A 21,561-nucleotide genomic window follows, 5' to 3' on the forward strand; every position below is an offset into this window, starting at 1 on the left:
TTTTGCTTTACCTTATTGCGTTGCCGTCAATCCGTTTACTTTCATTCGTCATTTCCGTTTTCGCGAGTATTTTGACGAAGGGTGTCAATGCGGCGCTGTCATAAGACCGTTCAGTTTTGCAACAGGAAATCGCTCTCGACCGGAATTTGCTCTTTGCCGACGAGGTAATCCGCTAATTTGGTAAAGATGGTGTATCCGCCCGAACGAAAAGCCACGCTTTCCCACGTGAGCAGTTCTTCTTTATCAACGTCCCACCACTGCTCGGTGAGCGCCATGCCGTAATTGCGATTGGTGCTTTCCCGTTCGGGATAAATCGCAAGCGGCAACCACAGTAAATATTTGGCGCCTCGCGCGCGAGCCGTCGCCAATGCGTCGGACAGTTCCATTTCGCGGTAATCGCGCGTGATGCGTTGCGTTTCCGGTAAGGCCGCCGCATAAATGGCGGTGTTGCGATACGCTTGGATGATGCGCGGCGCAAGTCCCATGTCCGTTGCCAACGCGGGCGCGGCGACATAGATGTCGACCGGTCCCGATGTCGGCAGGTTCGCGGAAAAGGTCCACGCCGCCTGGTAAAATGCCTCGTCCAAGAAACCGATCATCGTGTGCGGTATACCTTGTGACGGCGTGTGCAAACTCCAAGTGATCGAGTTGGGATTACTATGATAGCGATAATTCACCAAACGAAACAGACGCGGAATCAAATCCGCTTCCATGCGAAAATTGACCGCGGGATATTGCCCGATCGCGCGACTGCCGAAAGAGTTGACAAAATCCGGCGCGGCAAACGTAATAACCCGCATTTGCGCTAGATTTCCCGCTTCTTCGCTTACTTTCTGCAAACCTATCAAAGTGGCCACTCCGCCGCCGAGACTGTGTCCGGTGAAAATAACGCGACCGCCATCATTCGTACTAGCCACGGCTTCTCTGATTTGCGGTGCGGCCGACAAGCGTTGCGCGGCTTCCCAATATCCCTGATGCACGAAAATTTCAGGATATTGCGGAATCGGGATCATGTCGTCACGCAGATTGGCTTTCAGATCGACTTTTTGCTCCGTTCCGGAAATGGCCACTACGTAGTAGGGATGACCTTTAATCTCTTGCGACGCAATAATGAAGCGTTCATGACCGGTGTCACCGGGGGTGACTTGCCAGCCGGTTTTTTGCAATGTGGAAACGGGCAGACCGCTCCACTCCGATTGGTACGCCGCCAATGACGCGTAGGCCGCCAGCAACACCTCATTGCTGTTGACCCCCGCTTTGCTCATCATTTCCGCGCTACGCGAATTCGGCGCCACGATGGAAACTTCATCCGCGGGAAAAGGCGAAAGCATCACCGCGTCATGGGCCCATGCCTGCGGCCCGATCCCGAGTAACAAAACAACTGCTAAAACGTATGCATGCATTCTTCCCATCGCGTCTGCACCTCTTCCCATTCACTTTGCCGCGCCAACCATGCTTGCGCCGTATGAATCGCGTCCGCGGTCGCGTTCCCCAACGGCAGTTGTCCCAAGAGCGCCGGCGTTAAATAACGGAAATCTCCGGCCAAAAGGGAAGCGAGTTGCGCTCTTACCCGATCGGTTTGAAGCGTCATCCACAACCACGCGGCGTGTTCCATGCGACGCGGGCGCATGACAAAAGCGCGGCCCGCCAGATATTTACCGGCATGTTTCGCGGTGATGATCCCGACGCGGTACCCGTCTTGCGTAGCGGCGATGACGACATCACCGGACGCGAGCGGTCCCGCGACTTCACGCGGCGCCGATTCTTTCTGCGCCGCCAGCGGCCACGGTCCGTCGTTGAGCGCCGCCGTCAACGCCACGCCCTCTGTCGGTGCCGATTGCATCGGCAAGGGATCGGCATAGTGTTGCAATGTGGTTTCCTCTTGCGTCGTTTGCCAAGCCCGCCACGTTTCCGGCAAATAAATTTCCTTTTCCCATTGCCCGTCACTGAAACGCGCCATGCCGTAACGTTTTTTCTGCGCAGGATCCGGATGACCCGTCCAATACAGTTTTTCATCATCGGCTCCGCAAAGGTACCACGCGCCCGTCGGCAGTTGCTCTCGATCACGAACGCCGTCAAATAAAAGCCACGCGTCGATGCGCGCTGCGGGACAGATTTGCGTCAACGGTTGCAATTCTTCCGCCGTGGCCGCATCCGAACCTAAAAAGATATAGTCGAAATCGTCCTTCGGAAGTGTTTCGAGCGTCGTCCATGCGTAGTAGGGGTACAACAACTGCAACTCCGCAGCAGCTTTCTCGTCGGCGGCGGTGGCGACAATTTTCGGCGCGCGCTGAAAAATCGTTTTCGCCGCGACCGCGTCACCCAAGTATCCGTCCGCATGCACCAAGAGGACATGCTCGGACTGATTCGCCTCTTCCCATACCGTCGTCAATGCCGGCCCGTAGCTTTTTTCCCGATAGGGACTGAAAAGCAGCGGCGGCGTTGCCATCGCCATGCCATAGACTTCCGGGTACTGTTCGGGGTCCGCCGGATACGATCCGAATTTCTCGATCGTAAAAGAATGCAGCGCCGCGATGATCGTTTCCCCCGTCACGCCGTACTCACGATGATCGGCGCGTTGAAATAACACCTGATCAATTTCCCGCGCCCGCAATATTTCCGTATATATTTGCGATTCCGCGATGCCCAGCGCGCGAAAACGCTCTACCCATTCGTGTCGTTGCATAACACCCTCGCTTTCTCGGCTTCCGTTTGTGATTATTATTGTACGGAAGCGCCGGTAAGCTGTCAAAGCACAAAAAAAGGCCCGAAGGCCTTTTTACGCTACGTAAATTACATAATCTGAATGCCGCGGAATTGGAATTCCGGCGACAGCATGATGACGACCGAGTTGCCGGCAAACATGTCGCCGACATCATAGTAAATCAAAATGCCCTCGTTCTTTTGCGCATACACGGCCGCGACGTTTTGGAGTTGCGGCAGTATTTCTTCCACGGTCGCCGGCTCTTCATTGACCTCCAGCCAATGCGCATTTTTAAGGCTCACGATAGCGGGAGCAATGTCATCGATATGCGAACGATTGGCCACCAGCCAATTCCAAATCTCGTCCGCATACGCCTGCGCAGCGTCCGCCTCCGCTTCGGTAAACGGTTCCACTGTCAGGAGAACAGGTCGCCCCGCCAACACTTTTTCCGTGATAAAGCCCGGCTCTACATACGACCAATTCATGCATCATCCCCCCTTATCCGTTATTATACCGAATCGGCGGGTTCTTGTCGAACACCAATCGGGCAAACATGGCGCAGCGGACAGCTTGCGCATAACGGACGACGCGCTTTACAGATAAGCCGTCCGTGCCAAATGAGCCAATGGTGCGCTTGCGACCATTTTTCGCGGGGTATATTGCGCTCCAGTTTGCGTTCGACGATGGTCACGTCTTTGCCCCGCGCGAGCCCTAACCGATTGGCGACGCGAAAAACATGCGTATCGACGGCAATCGCCGGCTCGTCATAAAGAACGCTCACCAGCACATTCGCCGTTTTTTGACCGACGCCCGGAAGCGTCATGAGTTCTTTCTTTGTCCGCGGAACTTCCCCGTGATACTCTTCCAACAGTCGCGTGCAGGTGGCTAACAGATGCTGCGCCTTGCTGCGAAAAAGACCGCAATCGCGAATTTCTTCTTCCAGTTCCGCCTGTGTGAGTCGGCCCATCTTCGCCGGCGTGTTGAGCCGCGGAAAAATCCGCGCGGTAATTTTATTCACACGCTCGTCGGTGCACTGCGCGGATAAAACGACAGCGACCAACAGTTCAAAGGGCGAGTTGTAGTGAAGCGCCGTCTTACGATCTTTATACGTCGCTTCCAAAATCGCCAACTGCTCTTCGCGAATCGCTTTGGTAACTCGCATCTTACGCCTTATGCAGCAGGTAATCGTGCGCTGCCAGCGCGGCTTTCGCTCCGTCAGCGGCCGCGATCACGATTTGGCGATGCGGATAATCCGTGTTGTCGCCGGCGGCAAAAAGCCCCGGCAAATTGGTCGATGTGTCACGTTCCACTTTCACTTCGCGATTGTCGCTCAATTCCAGCTCCTGCGGCACGAAACCGTTATTCGGTTCGCCGCCGATTTCGACAAAAACGCCGTCCAACGGCAATTCCACAACTTCGTCGGTATCCGTATTTTTCAACTTCAAAGCGGATACTTTTTTATCGCCGATGAATTCCAAGGGAATATAGTGATGCCATTCTTTGACTTTACCCGTGGCCTGCATTTTGGAAATCAAAAGTTCCGTCGCGCGCAAACGGCTGCGAATCAAAATATGCACTTCGGAGGCGATCCGCGCCATTTCGATCGCCGCCTCCACGGCGCTGTCCCCGCCGCCGACAATCGCGATGCGTTTGTTGCGATAAAAAGGACCGTCACAGGTCGCGCAGTAGCTTACGCCGCGCGCGGTCAAGGCCTCTTCGCCCGGAATGCCGAGCGTGCGACTGCGTTGACCCGTGGCGATAATGGCGGATTGGCCGCGATAGGTTTCACCATCGGAAGTAACGGCGCTGTAATTACCGTCTTCATCGCGCGTCAATTGATCCACGCGCCCCGTGATCCAGTCAATCGGATATTTTTTCGCGTGATCCGTCATTTTTTGAATCAGCTCATAGGCCTCGACATCCGGAAAGCCGAGGTAGTTGTCGATGTCTTTGGTTTGCGTCATCTGACCGCCGATCAGTTCCGCGATCACGCCGACTTTCAATTCTTTACGCGCCGCGTACATCGCCGCGTTCAAACCGGCCGGACCGCCGCCGACAATTAATACGTCGTACATCATAAAACCTCCCTGATAAGTTTTATTTATATCGAATATTTTCGTTTCTTCTTTATTATACTCATTCTCGTTTATTCGAGCAAGTCCCCGCACCAAAAAAGCATGCCTTGCGGCATGCTTTTCAGCGTGACTTATTTTTTCGCGGCGGCGAATAATTCGTTGACAAATTTCCAGTTGATTACTTTGAAGAAATTATCGACATAATCCGCGCGTTTATTTTGGTATTTCAGATAGTACGCGTGTTCCCAAACGTCGATGCCGAGCAAAGGTTTCTGGCCGTCCGCCAGCGGGTTATCCTGGTTCGGTGTGGACACTACCGCGAGTTTCTCGCCGTTCCAAACCAACCATGCCCAGCCGCTGCCGAAACGTCCGGTCGCCGCGGCGCCGAATTCTTTTTTGAACGCGTCGAACGAACCGAAATCTTTTTCGATTTGTTCTTGAATCGCGCCTTCCAGCTTGCTGTCTTTGACCGGCGCCATCATCTGCCAGAAAAGGCTGTGATTGTAGTGACCGCCGCCGTTGTTGCGGATAGCCTGACGAACTGCTTCGGGCGCTTTTTCCCAATCGGCGACAATCTCTTCGATGTCTTTAGCCGCCCATTCGGGTGCTTTTTCCAACGCTTTGTTCAAGTTGTTCACATACGTATCATGATGTTTGTCATGATGGAATTGCATGGTTTCCTTGTCAATCACCGGTTCGAGCGCATCATATGCGTAAGGTAATTCAGGTAATGTAAATGCCATTATGGTTAGCTCCTTTCACAACTACTGCGAATAGTAAGTGTTACACCTACATTATAACCTGAAAACGGCAAATTGACTACTAATTTTTTCGATATAGTTTTTTTCTCACCTGCCAACTTTTCTTTTACTTCATGCGTAACGCAATTTTTTGCAACACCTCACCGGGAGCATTTTCCGTATCAAGATGCAAAATAAGTTCCGCGATTTCAGCCGCCGCTTTCGCGCCGATCACCGGAGCGGCAAGGTTGTCATATTTCGCGCGAATTTCTTCAATCGTCATGGTGTTGGCGGGGTCCCCTTTCGGATATTCAACGAGCTTTGCAAGAGTCTCCTCGTTCGTTTTGACAATGCGTACGCGGGATGCCAGCTTAGTCGGATCGTCCGCTTTGATTTGTTCGATTTCCGCCGAACGCTCCACTTTGATTTTTTTCATCACGTCGCGAATAGCGGTATCTTCGATCCCTTGCGGCGTGAAATGTTCGATGCCCACTTCACCGTAGACTAATGCGCAAGCCAGGCAGTATTGAATGCTGAATTTGCAACCGTACGGTGTTTGCGGCGACGCATTATTGATCAGGCTGTCCGTAATATCATTGACTTCCACGGTAATTTCCTGCATCTCTCCCAAATCGCATTCCTCGCGTAAGGCAGTGCCCGCGAAAATGGCGGCGTGCGCGTGCTTACAGCAGGCATACGGTTTGAACGAGTTCTCGTCAATTTTGAATGTGCCGTTGCCGAGGCCATCGGTCAATTTACTCCAATGCGGATCGGGGGAAAGCGCTCTGCAAAATCCCTTTTCGCCTTCCAAAATATGCGTGGCGCCGGTAAAACCGCGGGCGGAAATATAGGCGGATAAAACGCCCGCGTAAGAGGCCTTGCCCGCGTGAATCGGTTTGCTCATCGCGCCTTCCGCCACAAATTCCCAAAGCCCCGCCGCCTGCGTGCCGGCAGTGCCGAGGTTGTGCAGCATTTGTCGGTCATTTAAACCAAGCGCGCGGCCTGCCGAGGCCGCCGCTCCGAAAATCCCCGCGGTGCCCGTCGTGTGCCAGAAATAGTACGATTCCGGAATGATCGTTTCCCCGACGCGGGCGCCGACTTCGTAACCCGCCACTACCGCGGTGATGAGATCCCGACCGCTTTTGTGCTCGGCTTCCGTCACCGCCAACGCCGGCGGCACGACGACCGTCGCCAAGTGAATAATAGAGGCGTTATGCAAATCGTCAAAGTCAAGCGAGTGCGAGGCCGCTCCGTTTAAGAACGCCGCATCCCAGGCGGCGGTACGCAGCAACGGCGAAGTCAGCACCGTCGCCTGATCTGCGCCGATATTTTGCCCCAAGACCGCGCGTAAAATTTGAATCAGCGTTTCCTGCGAGCCGCGAATGCAGACGCCCGCCCAATCCAAGATGCATTTTTTCGCATTCTGCACGGTCTCTTCCGCTAAGTCTTTGTATTGCAACCCGGCCGCGTAACCTGCAAGCTGTTTGGTCAAGTCCATGCTGAAACCTCCTTAAAACGCCGGGTGATCCTGATGATATTCACCGAATTCTTCGCGTAAAACGCCGCAGATTTCACCGAGTGTCGCATAGGTTTTAACCGCTTCGATCAGACACGGCATAATATTTTCTTCGCTACGCGCGACTTTGCGAACTTTGGCGAGCGCTTTTTCGACAGCGGCATTGTCGCGGGTTTCTTTCAATTTTTTCAGTTTCGCCATTTGCCGATCGCCGACGGCCGGATCGACTTGCAACAGTTGCGTGTGATGCTCTTCATCTTCGATGACGTATTTATTAACGCCGATGACAGTGCGTTTGCCGCTTTCAATTTCCTGCTCATATTCAAATGCGTGGGTCGCCATTTCCTGCTGCATGTAACCCTGTTCAATCGCCGCGACCGCGCCGCCCATTTCATCGATCTTATGAATGTATTCGCGAGCTTCGCGTTCAATTTGGTCCGTCAAGGTTTCCACATAGTACGAGCCGCCCAGCGGATCGATGGTATCGGCAATGCCGCTTTCAAAGGCGAGCAGTTGCTGCGTACGCAGCGCAAGCGTTGTCGACTCGCGCGTCGGAATCGATTCCGCTTCGTCTTTAGCGCACAAAGCGAGCGATTGCGTGCCGCCCAAAATGGCGGACATGGCCTGCCAGGCGATGCGGATGATATTGTCGTCATCCTGCTGCGCGGTCAATACGGAGCCGGCGGTATGGACATGGAAACGCAACATTTGCGCTTTCGCTTTGGTCGCGCCGAAACGTTCTTTCATAATGCTCGCCCAAAGACGACGAGCCGCGCGGAATTTGGCGATTTCCGGGAAGAAATCCAAGCCCGCGGTAAAGATCCACGAAATGCCCGGCGCAAACGCATCCACATCCTGACCCGCTTTCAATGCCGCTTCTATGTAGGCGATCGCATTGGCGAACGCAAAGGCGATTTCCTGTACCATCGACGCACCCGCTTCGCGGATATGGTACGCGCCGACGGAAATCATGTTCCAATGTGGAATTTCCTGCGAGCAATACGAGAATGTATCGGTTACCAAGCGCATTGACGGACGCGGCGGGAAGATATACGTACCGCGCGCGATGTACTCTTTCAAAATATCGTTTTGAATCGTGCCGCGCAAATCTTTGGCGGCGATGCCTTTTTTCTCCGCGGTCGCGACATACATGGCGAGAAGTACGGCGGCCGGCGCGTTGATCGTCATGGAAGTGGACACTTTATCGAGCGGAATACCGTCAAAAATATCTTCCATATCCTGCAACGAATCGATCGCGACACCGACTTTGCCGATTTCGCCCTGCGCCTGCGGCGAGTCGGAATCCAAACCGATCTGCGTGGGCAAGTCCATGGCTACCGATAAACCGGTCTGGCCGGCTTGCAATAAGTATTTATATAACGCGTTGGTTTCTTCGGCCGTCGCGAAACCGGAATACTGCCGCATCGTCCACAGGCGACCTCGATACATCGTCGGCTGAATGCCGCGCGTAAAGGGATAGGCGCCCGGAAAGCCGAGTTTTTCATTGTAATCCAGATCCGCAATATCTTGCGGTGTATATAAACGATTGGCGGCAAATTCCTGCCGCTCCGGAAACCGCGAAGTCGCTTTTTCCACGCGTTCTTCATAGGATTGTTGCGCTTCGGCAAAACGCTTTTCATCATATTTCATGATTAATTTCCTCCTTTATCGTCTTCATACAGTGAGCGGCAATGCATGTCCTTATGGTTTTGGAAATGCAACGCCAGCGTAAACGCGTGCGCGAGATCTACCGGTTCGTGACCGCCGTCGGCCAGTGCATGTTTGACATATTCTTCCAGCAACGGTCGATAGTCCGGATGCGCGCAGTGCGTGATAATTTCGCGCGCCCGTTCAATCGGTCCCATGCCTCGGGTATCGGCTACGCCCTGCTCGGTGATGAAGATTTGGCTGTCATGCTCCGTGTGATCGACGTGGCTGACCATCGGCACCACTTTGGAAATCGCGCCGTGCGCGCCCGTCGACGGCGAGGTGAAGATCGAGAGATAACCGTTGCGCATGTAATCGCCCGAACCGCCGATCCCGTTGATCATCTTACGACCGGAGGCGTGCGTCGAATTCGCTTGCCCGTAAATATCAAATTCAATCGGGGTATTGATCGCGATGACGCCCAAGCGACGAATAACTTCCGGATGATTGGAAATATCTAGCGGCCGCAAAACCAACGCTTTTTTATACAGCGCCGGGTCTTCTTTAAACATTTTCCACACCGTCGGCGACGGCGTAAACGCGCAACCGGAAGCGCCGACGATATGGCCGTCGCGGATCAGATGGAATACCGCGTCCTGCAAAATTTCCGAATACATCGTCAAATTGTGAAAGCGTGATTTCTTCAGTCCCATCAACACGGCATTGGCGATCGTGCCTACACCGGACTGAATCGGCAGCATTTCTTCCGGTAAGCGTCCGTGCTGCACTTCATTTTCCAAGAAATCAACCAGGTATTCGGCGATCTTGATCGTGTCTTCATTCGGCGCTGCGAGATCGCGCACATGGTCCAAAATGTCCGATTCGACAATCGCGTCGATACGATCCAAGCCGCATTTCACATAGGGTGAACCGATGCGATCCGACGCTTTATAAATCGGAATTTCGCGCCGACGCGGCGGTTTATCCAAAATGACAATGTCGTGCATCCCTTCCATTTCCAACGGAATGGAAGTGTTGACTTCGACAATAATTTTTTTGGCATGTTTCACAAACATCGGTAAATTGCCCACGCCCGAGCCGAGCACGAAATCACCGTCTTTGGTAATCGCCGCGGCTTCTACAATCGCGACATCGACATCACCGAAGAAACCGTAATCCACCTGCTGCGCGAATTCACTCAAATGCAGGTCAATGTAGCGAATCTCCCGCTCATTGATGCCTTTTTGCATCGTGCGATTGCTCGCCGCATAGTAGGGAATGCGTTCGTACACGCCGTTCACTTGCGCGAGCGCTTCTTCAATCTCCGGTCCGACCGACGCGCCGCTCCAAATCGCGATCCGGCATTTTTTGCCGTTTTTAATTTGTTCGGCCAGCGCCAGCGTCGTCTTCTTCGGATACCCCGACGGCGTAAATCCCGCCACACCGACATGCATGCCGTCGGTAATCAGAGACGCCGCCTCCTCCGGCGTGACCACTTTTTCAAACAGACTCGGATGACGTAATCTGCTTGCATCCAACATATCCTCGTCTCCCTTCTTCTTGTTGATTTCATCGTAGCAGTGAATCATTTATTTATAAAATATTCGTTTTGTCCATAAGATATATATTTTTTATTTATTTTGATGTATAGTGAAAGTATCCAACTTGATGATTTGCAGCGAGAAGGAGTTTCTATGGATCTGGATTACTATCGCGATTTTATGACGATCGCGCGCGCCGGTACGATTGCGGAGGCGGCGCGTCAATTACGAATTGCCCAACCGGCGCTTTCCCATCGCTTGAAACAATTGGAAGAACACTTGAACGCGCCGCTCATTAAAACCGACCGAGGCGTGCGCAAAATTGAACTGACGGAGGCGGGCGAATATCTCTATGAGCGCGCCCAATACCTGATTTCGACCGAAGATAATTTGAAACGCGAAGTCACGCATCGCGTACAGGGCACGGCGGGAATTTTGAAAGTATCGCTCTCCCCGTCGACGGCGATGATGTTTATCCGCGACTACCTAGTACCGTTCAGTCGTACGTATCCGCAAGTACAGCACCGCTTAAATGAAGTGACGATCAACGAACAGACAAATCAACTGTTGGCGGGCGAATCCGAAATCGGTGTCGCCAACGCGCCGCTGGTGCACCCCGACCTGTTTCAGATCTTGCATACGGAGCGGGAACGTCTGCTGATCGCGTCTTCCCGTCAAAGCCGTTGGAACGCGTCGCGTCAGCCGATCGTCTCTTTGGAAGCGTTGCGCCACACGCCGCTTGCGCTTTCCCGCGGTTGCGCGCCGATTTTTCTTGACGCGTGCCACAAGTACGAAATGACCCCGTCTGTTTTGAGCATCTGCACAACGCGTACGGCGGCGCTCATTTGGGCGCGAGAAAATCGCGCCTGCGCGATCGTACCCGAACAGGAAGCGGAAAATTTTTCGAACGAAGTATACTATACGGCGCTGAATGTGCCCGATCTCTATGTACAAAAAAGTTTCGTCATCGTGCGGGATCGGCCGCTCACCAAAGTGGCGCAAAACTTTTTAGAGTTTTACAATCTGACGCTTGCCGAGACATAAAAAAAGAACCGCCATTAATGGCAGTTCTTTTTTATAACGATTTATTTTTCCAAGTGCGCGAAGATATCTTGGCCGCCATAGAGCGACAAGCCTTCCAGTTCTTCTTCAATGCGCAACAGTTGGTTGTACTTCGCGACGCGATCAATCCGCGCGGGCGCGCCGGTTTTAATTTGGCCGGCATTCACCGCGACGGCGAGATCGGCGATCAGCGAGTCGTCCGTTTCGCCCGAACGGTGCGAAATCACCGTCGTGTACGCGGCGCGTTTAGCCATTTGGATGCATTCCATGGTTTCCGTAAGCGTACCGATCTGATTGACTTTGATCAAGATCGAGTTGGCGATGCCTTCCTGAATGCCTTTTTCCAAACGGGCGCTGTTGGTGACGAAAAGATCATCGCCGACGAGCTGAATTTTTTTGCCCAGTTTTTGCGTGAGATGTTTCCAGCCGACGTAATCTTCCTGGTCCATGCCGTCTTCGATCGATACGATCGGGTATTGGCGAACGAGATCCGCATAGTATTCAACAAGTTCTTCGGCGGAACGTTTCACGCCTTCGCCGACGAAATCGTAAACGCCGTCTTTGTAAAATTCCGAAGCGGCCGCGTCAAGCGCGAGCACGATGTCTTCGCCCGGACGGAAACCGGCGCGTTCAACAGCGGTCAAAATCAGCTGGATCGCCGCTTCGTTCGACGCCAGATTCGGCGCGAAGCCGCCCTCATCGCCGACCGCGGTAACGAGTCCCTGTTCTTTCAAAACGACTTTCAACGTATGGTAAATATCGGCGCCCATGCGCAAGCCTTCGGCGAAGGATTCCGCGCCGACCGGCATGATCATGAATTCCTGAATATCGACGTTGTTATCCGCGTGCATACCGCCGTTTAAAATATTCATCATCGGTACGGGCATTTCGCAGGCGTTGATGCCGCCGAGATAACGATAGAGCGGCAAATGGCAAGCCGCCGCGCCGGCGCGAGCCACCGCCATGGAAACGCCCAGGGTCGCGTTCGCGCCGAGTTCGCTTTTATTATCCGTACCGTCTAAACCGCACATGATCGAATCAATCAAAACCTGTTCGGTCACCGGTAAGCCGATTAATTCCGGCGCGATGCGTTCATTAACATGTTCGACCGCTTTTTGCACGCCTTTGCCTTGGTAACGGCTCTTGTCGCCATCGCGCAATTCCAGCGCTTCAAACACGCCGGTGGACGCGCCGGACGGAACGGACGCGCGTCCGCGGGTACCGTCATCGAGCAATACATCCACTTCCACTGTCGGATTGCCGCGCGAATCCAAGATTTCTCTGCCGTGAATATCTACAATCATCATAGGTCCTCCTAGTCCAATAGTGACCGGCCTGTCATTTCGGCGGGCACGGACATTCCCATTAACGTTAAAAGCGTCGGCGCCAAGTCGGCTAAGATGCCGTCATGGAGCGTTTTATTTTTATTTTTTTCGCTCAGCAATACGAGCGGTACGGGGTTCGTCGTATGCGCGGTGTTCGGGCCTTGCGTAGCCTCGTCCCACATGCGTTCCGCGTTCCCGTGGTCGGCGGTAATCAACATTTCACCGCCTTGGGATTTCACTTCTTCCCAGAGCGTCGCCACGCATTTGTCCACTGTGCGTACGGCTTCCTGCGCCGCCGCCAGCACGCCGGTATGACCGACCATATCCGCATTGGCGAAATTCAAAATGATCGCATCGTACGTACGCGTGCGCAATGCCTCCAGTAATTTCTCCGTCACGATATACGCGCTCATTTCCGGCTGCAGATCATACGTCGCCACTTTCGGCGACGGCACTAAAATGCGATCTTCGCCCGGGAACGGTTCTTCGCGGCCGCCGTTGAAGAAATACGTGACATGCGCGTATTTTTCCGTTTCGGCAATGCGCAACTGACGCAAGCCCACTTTGCTTACGAATTCGCCGAAGGTGTTTTGCGGCTGTTCCTTGCGATAAATCACGGGCGTATGGAAGGACGCTTCATACGGTGTCATCGTAATGAGTTCCAAGGCCGGCACCCGCGGCCGCTCAAAACCCGCGAATTCGGTTTCGGCGAGCGCCGCCGTCAATTGCCGCGCCCGATCGGGACGGAAATTGATAAAAATGCCGCCGTCTTTCGGTTGCATGGTAACCGCTTCACCGATCCGTGTCGGCAACACGAATTCATCTGTTTCGCCGCGTTCGTACGCGCGCTGCAAACCTTCCGCCGCCGTCGGCGCGATCGTTCCCACGCCCGCGGTCACCAAATCATACGCGAGACGCGTGCGTTCATACCGTTTGTCGCGATCCATAGCGTAGTAACGACCGCACAATGTGGCAATGCGTCCGCAACCGATTTTTTGCATTTCCTCTTCCACATGCGCAAGCGACGGTCCCGCACATTTTGGCGGCACATCACGTCCGTCTAAAAACGCATGCACGTACACCTCTTTAATACCATGCTCGTGCGCCGCTTTGACGCACGCCAACAAATGCTCTTCGTGGCTGTGTACGCCGCCCGGCGAAACGAGACCGAGGAGGTGGAGCGCTCCGCCCCTTGCCGCGACTTTTTCGAGCAGTTCGACAAGCACCGGCTGGCGGAAAAATTCGCCTGAGGCAATATCGCGATGAATCCGCGTCAAATCCTGAAAGATGATCCGACCGGCGCCGATATTTAAATGACCGACTTCGGAATTACCGATTTGTCCCGCCGGCAATCCCACTTTTTCACCCGAAGTGGTGAGCGTCGCGTGCGGATATTCTTTCCACCACTGCGGAAAATGAGTAATACCCGACGTTTGAATCGCATCATACGGATCGCCGGGTTTACCGATGCCCCAGCCGTCCATAATAACCAACATCACCGGTCCGCGACCGGAAGATACTCCTTCATTTTTCATAATTAACCACCGCGGCGAAATCATCGGCCTTGAGGGATGCGCCGCCAACCAAGGCCCCATCAATGTTCGGCGCCGCCATCAGCGCGCTGATGTTGTCCGGCTTGACGCTGCCGCCGTAAAGGATGCGCACCGCTTCCGCCGCATCGTGACCGGCGATGGTCTCAATCGTGACGCGAATAAGACGGCAGACGTCATTCGCCTGCTCAACGGTTGCCGTTTTGCCCGTGCCGATCGCCCAGATCGGTTCGTACGCCATGACAAGCGTCGCCACTTCCTCCGCGGACAGATTAATCAACGCCGCTTTGACCTGGCTTTCAATATGGCCGCGCCACTCGTCCTCTTCCCGCTGCCGAAGCGTTTCGCCGACGCAAATAATCGGCGTTAAGCCGTGATCGAGCGCCGCTTTCGCCTTTTTATTGACGCGAGGATCCGTTTCGCTGAACAGTTGCCGACGTTCCGAATGTCCCAAAATGACATATTCACAGCCGACCGATGTCAGCATGGTCGGAGATATTTCACCGGTAAACGCCCCGGATTCTTCCCAGTGCATGTTTTGCGCGCCGAGTTTAAGCGGGGTGTCCGCAATCCGTTCGCCGACCGCGGCCAGCGAAATAAACGGCGGGCATAAAATAACTTCCGCCCGTGTCGCAAGTTCTTTGCCGACGAGTTCTTCCGTAAGTTCGCAAGCCCGGGACAGATCCGTATTCATTTTCCAGTTTCCGGCAATGATAGGTTTACGCATCGATTCCCTCCTTTTTCTGCGCGAGGCAGGCAATACCCGGCAGAGGTTTGCCTTCCAAGTATTCCAAGGAAGCGCCGCCGCCGGTCGAAATATGAGAAATTTGATCCGCCACGCCGCTTTGGGTGACGGCCGCTACACTGTCGCCGCCGCCGACGATCGAATACGCATCGCTTTGCGCGACTGCATGGGCAAGCGCCTGTGTTCCTTTGGCAAAGGCCGGGAACTCAAACACGCCCAGCGGACCGTTCCAAACAATAGTCGCCGCATCGCGAATCGCCGCTTCGTACGCCGCCACCGTGTCCGGACCCGAATCCAAAATCATCTGATCGACGGGTACATCCGCGACCGGCACGATCGTCGGAGTCGCATCGGCGGAAAATTCCGGAGCGACTACCACGTCTGTCGGCAACAGCAGTTTAGTTTGATGTTGCGCCGCCGCTTTGATCACCGCCTGCGCCACATCGAGTTTATCTTTTTCAACGAGTGACGTGCCGATTTCGTATCCTTGCGCCAACAGGAATGTATTGGCCATGCCGCCGCCGATGATAACGGTATCCGCCAATTCCACAAAACGTTGAATAACGCCGATTTTATCCGACACTTTCGCGCCGCCGATAATCGCCACGAACGGACGTTTCGGGTCATTGGCCGCTTTGTCGAGGTGTTCGATTTCTTCGTGAAGCAGTAAGCCCGCCGCCATCGGCAAATATTCGCTCACGCCGACCACGGACGCGTGCGCCCGATGCGAAACGCCGAAAGCGTCATTGACCGCGAGATCCGCAAGATCCGCCAATTGTTTGGCAAACTCCGGATCATTTTTCGTTTCTTCCGCATGGAAGCGCACATTTTCGAGCAGCAACACTTCGCCCGCGGCAAGTTTCGCCGCTTTTTGCTTCGCTTCTTCGCCCACGCAGTCCGTGGCAAATTGCACCGGGGTTCCCAAAAGCTCAGACAAATGCGCCACTACCGCTTGCAGCGAAAGCGCCGCTACCGCTTTCCCTTTCGGGCGTCCCAAATGCGCCGCCAAAATGACGGCCGCACCATGCTCGCGCAGCCATTGAACGGTCGGCACCGCAGCGCGCAAGCGCGTATCATCCGTAATCGTGCCGTCATCAGCGAGCGGTACGTTAAAGTCCACGCGCACGTAAACTTTTTTGCCCGCTACATCAAGATCCGTCACTTGTAATACCGGCATATTGCCTCCTTAGTAAAAAAAGGCCGCAAAATGCGGCCTTTACCATTATAAACCTTGCTTACCGATGTAGGATACGAGATCCACCAAGCGGTTGGAATAGCCCCATTCGTTGTCATACCAGGAAACCACTTTCACCATGTTTCCGTCGATGACCGAGGTCAAGAGACTGTCGACTGTCGAGCTGTTCGGGCAACCGTTGTAGTCGCTGGAGACAAGCGGTTTTTCCGAGTAACCGAGGATGCCTTTGAGTTCGCCTTCCGCCGCTTTTTTCAGCGCCGCGTTGACTTCTTCGACGGTCGTATCTTTTTCGACTTCGCAAGTCAAATCGGTGATCGATACATTCGGTACCGGCACACGCATCGCGAAGCCGTTCAATTTGCCTTTGAGTTCCGGAATCACGAGAGCGATCGCTTTCGCCGCGCCGGTGCTCGTCGGGATGATGTTCTGCGCGGCCGCGCGGGCGCGACGCATATCTTTATGCGGCAAGTCCAGCAAACGCTGGTCGTTCGTGTATGCATGCACTGTGGTCATGAGACCTTTTTTGATCCCGAAGGTATCATGCAATACTTTCGTAAACGGAGCGAGGCAGTTCGTCGTGCAGGACGCGTTGGAAATGACATGATGCTTAGCGGCATCATATTTATCCTGGTTAACGCCCATGACAATCGTAATATCTTCGTTTTTTGCCGGCGCGGAAATCACGACTTTTTTCACCGTTTCATGCAAATGTTTTTTCGCATCTTCCGCGTTGGTAAAGCGACCGGTGGATTCAATGACTACTTCGGCGCCGTTTTTACCCCAGGGAATCTTCGCCGGATCCAGTTCCTGCGTGACTTCGATTTCTTTCCCGTCAATGACAAGCGCGGAGCCTTTGATTTCAATTTTCGCATCGAGTTCGCCATGCACCGAATCGTACTGCAGTAAATGCGCCAATGCTTCGATGTTGCCCGGATCGTTGATCGCGACGATTTCCACTTCCGGGTTGTTCATCGCTACGCGAAATACGTTTCTGCCGATTCGTCCAAATCCGTTAATCCCGACTTTTGTTGACATGAGTTTGCCTCCTCTGGCTGTTCACTATTTGATAAATTGCCTGTGCGGCGCCTTCATCCGTGACCAAACGGCCATGTACTCCGGCCCGCGCCATCGCCAAAATCGCGGCCGCTTTTTGCGACCCGCCGGCGACCAAAACTACATCCGGCACGCTTCCGAGCTCCTCTAACGTCAGCCCGACATTGTGCCGGCAATACACAATTTCACCATCGGCTCGCGCATAATACCCGAGCGTTTCACCGACCGCGCCGCCGGTCATCAGCGTCGCGCGTTCCGCCGGCGGAATTTGACGCAAATCCGCCATGCGTGCCGCATCACCGATGCCCATGATCAAAAGATCCGCACGATGAATCAGCGCTTCCACTTCCCGCAAGCTTTTATCCTCGCGCCGCAGGATGTCAATCAATTCCGGAGAAAATCCGTCCGGCACGTGCAGCATGCGATAGGTCCCGCGCGTTTTCCGCGCCACCATCGCCGCAATCGTGTTGGCCTGCGTTTCGAGCGTTTCGCCGAAACCGCCGCGCGCCGGCACCACAGTTACTTTCGCCGTGCTCTCCGGTAACGCTTTGGCCACCAAGGATAATGTCGTACCGCCGGAAACGGCGACCACCAAATCATCCGCTAAATAGCGGGCCACCAACAGCGCGCCTTCCTGCGCCAGATTGCGTTGCACGGTACGATCCCTTGACGAATCGCCGCGCACAATCCGTACTTCTTTCATCGCCAAAATTTCCACCAGTTCACGCTCCAGTCGCTTGACTGATTGGCGCGTACGGAAATAGGCGGCTAAATCGACCAGCAGCTGTTCACCGCGTCGAGTCATGGAAATACCGGCAGGAGTGACGGTCACTAAGCCGTTCGCCTCGAGCTCGGCGGCAAGATTGCGCACCACCCGCTCGGTAAAGCCTGTCGCATCCGCAATGGCGCGGCGTCCGATCGGTGCTTGCAACGAGACTTCTTTGAGAACGGCGTACCGGCGTTCCGCTTCGGCAAAAAGTTCCGGAACCAAGCTCACCAATACGTCTTCTTTCGTCGCAATCACCTCGCTTGCCCGCGGGACATTTTTTGTCCAACTGCGGTAAAAAAATATTCCCGCATTCATTGTAGCAAAAGAAATCTCAAGACGCAACGGCGAACCGAAATGCGGTTCTTTGCGCCGCATTATATGGCCACGAAACCGGTTACGGAAACGCCGCTTTGTTTGCTATACTGAATCTAGAAACGTAAAGGAGCGATCGGATGATTACTGTCAATGCCACATTGCCCGCCGAAGCGCGTAAGCTGCGGGAAGATGTCTTTATTCATGAACAGGGTTTTGAAAACGAATTTGATGAAATCGACCAGTCCGCCCACCATGTGATCTATTGGGAAAGTGATCGCGCGGTAGGCACCTGCCGCTTTTTCCCGGCGGAAGAAGACGGCGCCTACTACATCGGTCGAATGGCCGTCGCTAAAGACCACCGCCATCAACAGTTGGGCACCGTGATTTTGGAGGCGGCGGAAACCGCCATCAAAAAACTGGGCGGCAAAAAAATTATGCTTTCTGCGCAAGTGCGCGCCCAAAACTTTTATTTGCGCAACGGTTATACCGGTGATCCCGAAGAAGTTCATATGGATGAAGGGGAACCGCATCGTTGGCTGTATAAAGAAATGTAACGTGCAAGAATTTATTTCTATGCGAAATTCGCAAACTTATTGTTGTATTTTCATTGAACGCATGATTTTTTTAGTTTATAATTAAGTTATAAATAGAAAATATTCATTATAAGGGGGAAATGGTATGAAAACGAAACTGACCGAACTGCTCGGTATTCGATACCCGATAATTCAGGGTGCCATGGCCTGGATCTCCGAATCGACTCTGGTAAGCGCTGTTGCGAATGCCGGCGCCACCGGCGTGATTGCGACCGGCGGCCAGTCGTCAGCATGGATTCACGAACAGATTCGTAAAACGAAGGAATTAACCGATCATCCGTTTGGCGTGAATTTGATGTTGCAGGCGCCGAATAAAGATGAAGTGCTCGAAATTATTTGCGAAGAAAAAGTTGCTTTCGCGACCATCGGCGCGGGCAATCCGGTGCCTTACTTCGAACCGTTGCATCGTGCCGGCGTTAAAGCGATTCCGGTCGTGCCGAGCGTCAAACTCGCTAAACGCGTGCAGGAAAAAGGCGCTGACGCGCTGGTCATCGAAGGCTTTGAAGCAGGCGGTCACGACGGCATGCAAACGACGATGGCGCTCATGACAAATGTCATTCCGGAAATCGATATTCCGATCATCGTTGCCGGCTCCATTGTTGACGGTCGCGGTATGGCGGCGGCTCTCCTGATGGGCGCCGACGGCGTGCAGATGGGCTCGCGCTTCCTCTTAGCCGAAGAGTGCCAAGTCCATCAAAATTCGAAGGACGCCATCATCGCCGCCACCGACACGGATTCCGTCATCACCGGTTTTACGCGCAACAACAACGTCCGCGGTTTGCGTAGCGCATTCACGGACGAATACTTGCGTCTCGAGCGTGAAGGCGCCGCCGATGACGTTCTCACCGCTCTTTCACGCGGCACGAATCGCCTCGCCGCGGTCGACGGCGACACGGTAAACGGCGTTGTGCAAGTCGGCCAGGGCTTGAACCGTTTGACCAAGATCCAACCGGCGAAAGAAATCGTGGATGAAATTATTCACGAAATGACGGAACGTTTGCAGAACGCCCCGCAATTACTGAAATAACTTTTGTAAATAACGGAAAGGAAGTTTCTATGTACACCTATGATGGAGATTCGTTCCATGGCGTTTCACCCGCCTTGCATGAAAACGTCTATGTCGCGGAAGGCGCTAAAATTATCGGTGATGTTCGTGCCGATGAATGGAGCAGTTTCTGGTACAATGCGGTAGCTCGCGGCGATGTCGATTACATTTCCGTCGGCAAATTTTCCAATGTGCAGGATCTCGTCTGCCTGCATGTGGCGAAAGGCTATCCCTGCATCATCGGCGATTATGTCACTATCGGCCACAGCGCGGTCGTTCACGGCGCCACGGTCGAAGATCATGTGTTGATCGGTATGGGCGCTAAAGTTTTAACCGGCGCGCATGTCGGCCGCGGTTCAATTATCGCCGCCGGCGCGCTGGTCCTGGAAAACCAACAGATTCCGCCGAATTCACTCGTCGTCGGTGTGCCGGGACGCGTGGTGCGCACGCATGACCAATGGGATAATATTCACAGTCAGGCGATTAAGTACAAAGATGAGTGGACGGTCCAATACAATTTGTATCCGGATGCGCCGGGTGAAACATATCACGGCGAAACGATCATTTGACCATAAAAAAGAATCTCCGCGGAGATTCTTTTTTATATCTGACCATCGGTACCTCGCCGGCCGTACGGCATTTGTTGTTGCCATCAAGCCGGCGCTGCCTTTGCCCGAAATATTTTTCAATAATAAAAAAAACCCTGCCTCGGCAGGGTTTTTGTTTGGTACAATTAACGTTTCGAGAACTGGCTTGCCTTACGCGCTTTCTTAAGACCGTATTTTTTACGTTCTTTCATGCGCGGGTCACGAGTCAGGAAACCTTCTTTTTTGAGCGCTTTACGGAAATCAGCATCGACTTCCAAGAGCGCGCGGCTGATACCGTGACGAATCGCACCGGCTTGACCGGTCGCGCCGCCGCCATTGACATTTACCAAAACATCATACTGGTCGGTGGTGTTGGTCAGTTCGAGCGGTTGTTTAACGATCAGCTCGAGTGTTTTCAAACCAAAGTAATCAGACATCTCACGATTGTTGATTATGATTCGGCCTTGGCCCGGAACAAGACGAACGCGGGCAACGGATTTCTTTCTACGACCTGTGCCGTAGTATTGTGCTACTGCCATTTACGATTCCTCCTTCCGGTTAACGAATATTCAACTCAAGTACTTCCGGTTGCTGTGCAGCATGCGGATGTTCCGCACCGGCGTATACTTTCAATTTACGATACATATTTTCGCCCAGCGAGTTCTTCGGCAACATGCCGCGAACCGCCATTTCAATAACCTGTTCCGGCCGACGTTCCAAGAGCCAGTTCAGATGAATGAAACGGCCGCCGCCCGGATAACCGGAATGACGGAAATATTTTTTCTGTTCTAATTTTTTACCCGTAACAACGACTTTCGCCGCGTTAATGACGATCACAAAATCGCCCGTATCTTGATGCGGTGTGTAAGTCGGCTTATGTTTGCCCCGCAGGACTTTCGCGACTTCGGCAGCTAAACGGCCGAGCGTTTTGCCTTCCGCGTCAACGATGTACCATTTCCGCTCAATGTTGCTCGGATTGGCCATAAACGTAGTTTTCATGCGTAGAATTCCTCCTTATCAAAATCGAAACGTAAACGGTTATCCTTTCCGGGGCTAATGGGTAGGACAAAAGTTCACTCGTATTATTTTAGACGTTTAG

At 53.6% G+C, this 21,561-nt stretch carries 21 protein-coding genes; 4 read left to right on the forward strand and 17 right to left on the reverse strand.

Features of this window, described 5'->3' with window-relative positions; all coding sequences use genetic code 11:
• Nucleotides 1-110: 110 nt before the first annotated feature.
• The 9 genes from HNR45_RS06730 to HNR45_RS06770 form a co-directional block, all read right to left on the reverse strand.
• Nucleotides 111-1,412, reverse strand: coding sequence for a lipase family protein (locus tag HNR45_RS06730; RefSeq protein WP_159823309.1), 1,302 nt, complete (start codon nt 1,410-1,412; stop codon nt 111-113).
• A complete protein-coding gene (locus HNR45_RS06735) occupies nt 1,385-2,686 on the reverse strand; it encodes a hypothetical protein (RefSeq protein ID WP_159823310.1) in 1,302 nt (433 codons plus the stop codon). The genes HNR45_RS06730 and HNR45_RS06735 overlap by 28 nt, the downstream gene beginning before the upstream one ends.
• Nucleotides 2,687-2,793: 107 nt before the next feature.
• Nucleotides 2,794-3,189, reverse strand: coding sequence for a hypothetical protein (locus HNR45_RS06740; protein ID WP_159823311.1), 396 nt, complete (start codon nt 3,187-3,189; stop codon nt 2,794-2,796).
• A gap of 23 nt (nt 3,190-3,212) precedes the next feature.
• Entirely contained in the window at nt 3,213-3,866 is a 654-nt protein-coding gene (gene nth / locus HNR45_RS06745) for an endonuclease III (RefSeq protein ID WP_159823312.1), read from the reverse strand.
• A 1-nt stretch (nt 3,867) separates the two neighbouring features.
• Nucleotides 3,868-4,782 carry an NAD(P)/FAD-dependent oxidoreductase gene (locus HNR45_RS06750; protein WP_159823313.1) on the reverse strand — a complete coding sequence of 305 codons (915 nt, stop codon included), beginning with the start codon at nt 4,780-4,782 and terminating at the stop codon, nt 3,868-3,870.
• Nucleotides 4,783-4,910: 128 nt separating this feature from the next.
• A complete protein-coding gene (locus tag HNR45_RS06755) occupies nt 4,911-5,525 on the reverse strand; it encodes a superoxide dismutase (protein ID WP_438362041.1) in 615 nt (204 codons plus the stop codon).
• A gap of 121 nt (nt 5,526-5,646) precedes the next feature.
• Nucleotides 5,647-7,017, reverse strand: a complete 1,371-nt coding sequence (locus HNR45_RS06760) for an MmgE/PrpD family protein (protein WP_159823314.1) — start codon at nt 7,015-7,017, stop codon at nt 5,647-5,649.
• Nucleotides 7,018-7,029: 12 nt separating this feature from the next.
• Nucleotides 7,030-8,685, reverse strand: coding sequence for an acyl-CoA mutase large subunit family protein (locus tag HNR45_RS06765; protein ID WP_159823315.1), 1,656 nt, complete (start codon nt 8,683-8,685; stop codon nt 7,030-7,032).
• A 2-nt stretch (nt 8,686-8,687) separates the two neighbouring features.
• Complete coding sequence (locus tag HNR45_RS06770) at nt 8,688-10,223, reverse strand: succinate CoA transferase (RefSeq protein ID WP_159823316.1); 1,536 nt, start codon at nt 10,221-10,223, stop codon at nt 8,688-8,690.
• Between the two features lie 153 nt (nt 10,224-10,376).
• Between HNR45_RS06770 and HNR45_RS06775 the strand changes: the two genes are divergently transcribed.
• Nucleotides 10,377-11,267, forward strand: coding sequence for a LysR family transcriptional regulator (locus HNR45_RS06775; RefSeq protein WP_159823317.1), 891 nt, complete (start codon nt 10,377-10,379; stop codon nt 11,265-11,267).
• Nucleotides 11,268-11,308: 41 nt separating this feature from the next.
• On the opposite strand, the gene eno is transcribed toward HNR45_RS06775, so the two are convergent.
• From eno to HNR45_RS06805, 6 genes are read right to left on the reverse strand one after another with little or no spacing between them, the layout of a single operon-like run.
• On the reverse strand, nt 11,309-12,592 hold the full coding sequence (gene eno, locus HNR45_RS06780; RefSeq protein ID WP_159823318.1) for a phosphopyruvate hydratase: 1,284 nt from the start codon (nt 12,590-12,592) through the stop codon (nt 11,309-11,311).
• An 8-nt stretch (nt 12,593-12,600) separates the two neighbouring features.
• Nucleotides 12,601-14,145, reverse strand: coding sequence for a 2,3-bisphosphoglycerate-independent phosphoglycerate mutase (gene gpmI, locus HNR45_RS06785; protein WP_159823319.1), 1,545 nt, complete (start codon nt 14,143-14,145; stop codon nt 12,601-12,603).
• Complete coding sequence (tpiA, locus tag HNR45_RS06790) at nt 14,135-14,887, reverse strand: triose-phosphate isomerase (protein ID WP_159823320.1); 753 nt, start codon at nt 14,885-14,887, stop codon at nt 14,135-14,137. Before tpiA ends, gpmI begins: the two co-directional genes overlap by 11 nt.
• Complete coding sequence (locus HNR45_RS06795; protein WP_159823321.1) at nt 14,880-16,082, reverse strand: phosphoglycerate kinase; 1,203 nt, start codon at nt 16,080-16,082, stop codon at nt 14,880-14,882. Before HNR45_RS06795 ends, tpiA begins: the two co-directional genes overlap by 8 nt.
• A 45-nt stretch (nt 16,083-16,127) precedes the next feature.
• Nucleotides 16,128-17,135, reverse strand: a complete 1,008-nt coding sequence (gap, locus tag HNR45_RS06800; RefSeq protein ID WP_024049122.1) for a type I glyceraldehyde-3-phosphate dehydrogenase — start codon at nt 17,133-17,135, stop codon at nt 16,128-16,130.
• Nucleotides 17,113-18,297: a sugar-binding transcriptional regulator gene (locus HNR45_RS06805; protein ID WP_159823322.1), complete on the reverse strand. Its 1,185-nt coding sequence runs from the start codon at nt 18,295-18,297 to the stop codon at nt 17,113-17,115. The genes gap and HNR45_RS06805 overlap by 23 nt, the downstream gene beginning before the upstream one ends.
• A gap of 77 nt (nt 18,298-18,374) precedes the next feature.
• On the opposite strand from HNR45_RS06805, the gene HNR45_RS06810 reads away from it, so the two are divergent.
• The 3 genes from HNR45_RS06810 to HNR45_RS06820 all read left to right on the forward strand — a co-directional run bounded on the left by HNR45_RS06810 (nt 18,375) and on the right by HNR45_RS06820 (nt 20,444).
• Complete coding sequence (locus HNR45_RS06810; RefSeq protein WP_159823323.1) at nt 18,375-18,791, forward strand: GNAT family N-acetyltransferase; 417 nt, start codon at nt 18,375-18,377, stop codon at nt 18,789-18,791.
• A 124-nt stretch (nt 18,792-18,915) separates the two neighbouring features.
• Nucleotides 18,916-19,857, forward strand: a complete 942-nt coding sequence (locus HNR45_RS06815) for an NAD(P)H-dependent flavin oxidoreductase (RefSeq protein WP_159823324.1) — start codon at nt 18,916-18,918, stop codon at nt 19,855-19,857.
• A 29-nt stretch (nt 19,858-19,886) separates the two neighbouring features.
• The gene (locus HNR45_RS06820; protein WP_159823325.1) at nt 19,887-20,444 is read left to right on the forward strand and encodes a gamma carbonic anhydrase family protein; all 558 of its coding nucleotides are present in this window, start codon (nt 19,887-19,889) and stop codon (nt 20,442-20,444) included.
• Between the two features lie 164 nt (nt 20,445-20,608).
• Here HNR45_RS06820 and rpsI read toward each other — a convergent pair whose 3' ends face one another.
• Nucleotides 20,609-21,001, reverse strand: coding sequence for a 30S ribosomal protein S9 (gene rpsI, locus HNR45_RS06825; protein ID WP_159823326.1), 393 nt, complete (start codon nt 20,999-21,001; stop codon nt 20,609-20,611).
• 19 nt (nt 21,002-21,020) lie between these two features.
• Complete coding sequence (rplM, locus tag HNR45_RS06830) at nt 21,021-21,461, reverse strand: 50S ribosomal protein L13 (protein WP_024049116.1); 441 nt, start codon at nt 21,459-21,461, stop codon at nt 21,021-21,023.
• Between the last annotated feature and the right edge of the window lie 100 nt (nt 21,462-21,561).

The sequence above is a fragment of the Negativicoccus succinicivorans genome (assembly GCF_014207605.1).
In the GTDB taxonomy this organism is placed as follows: domain Bacteria; phylum Bacillota; class Negativicutes; order Veillonellales; family Negativicoccaceae; genus Negativicoccus; species Negativicoccus succinicivorans.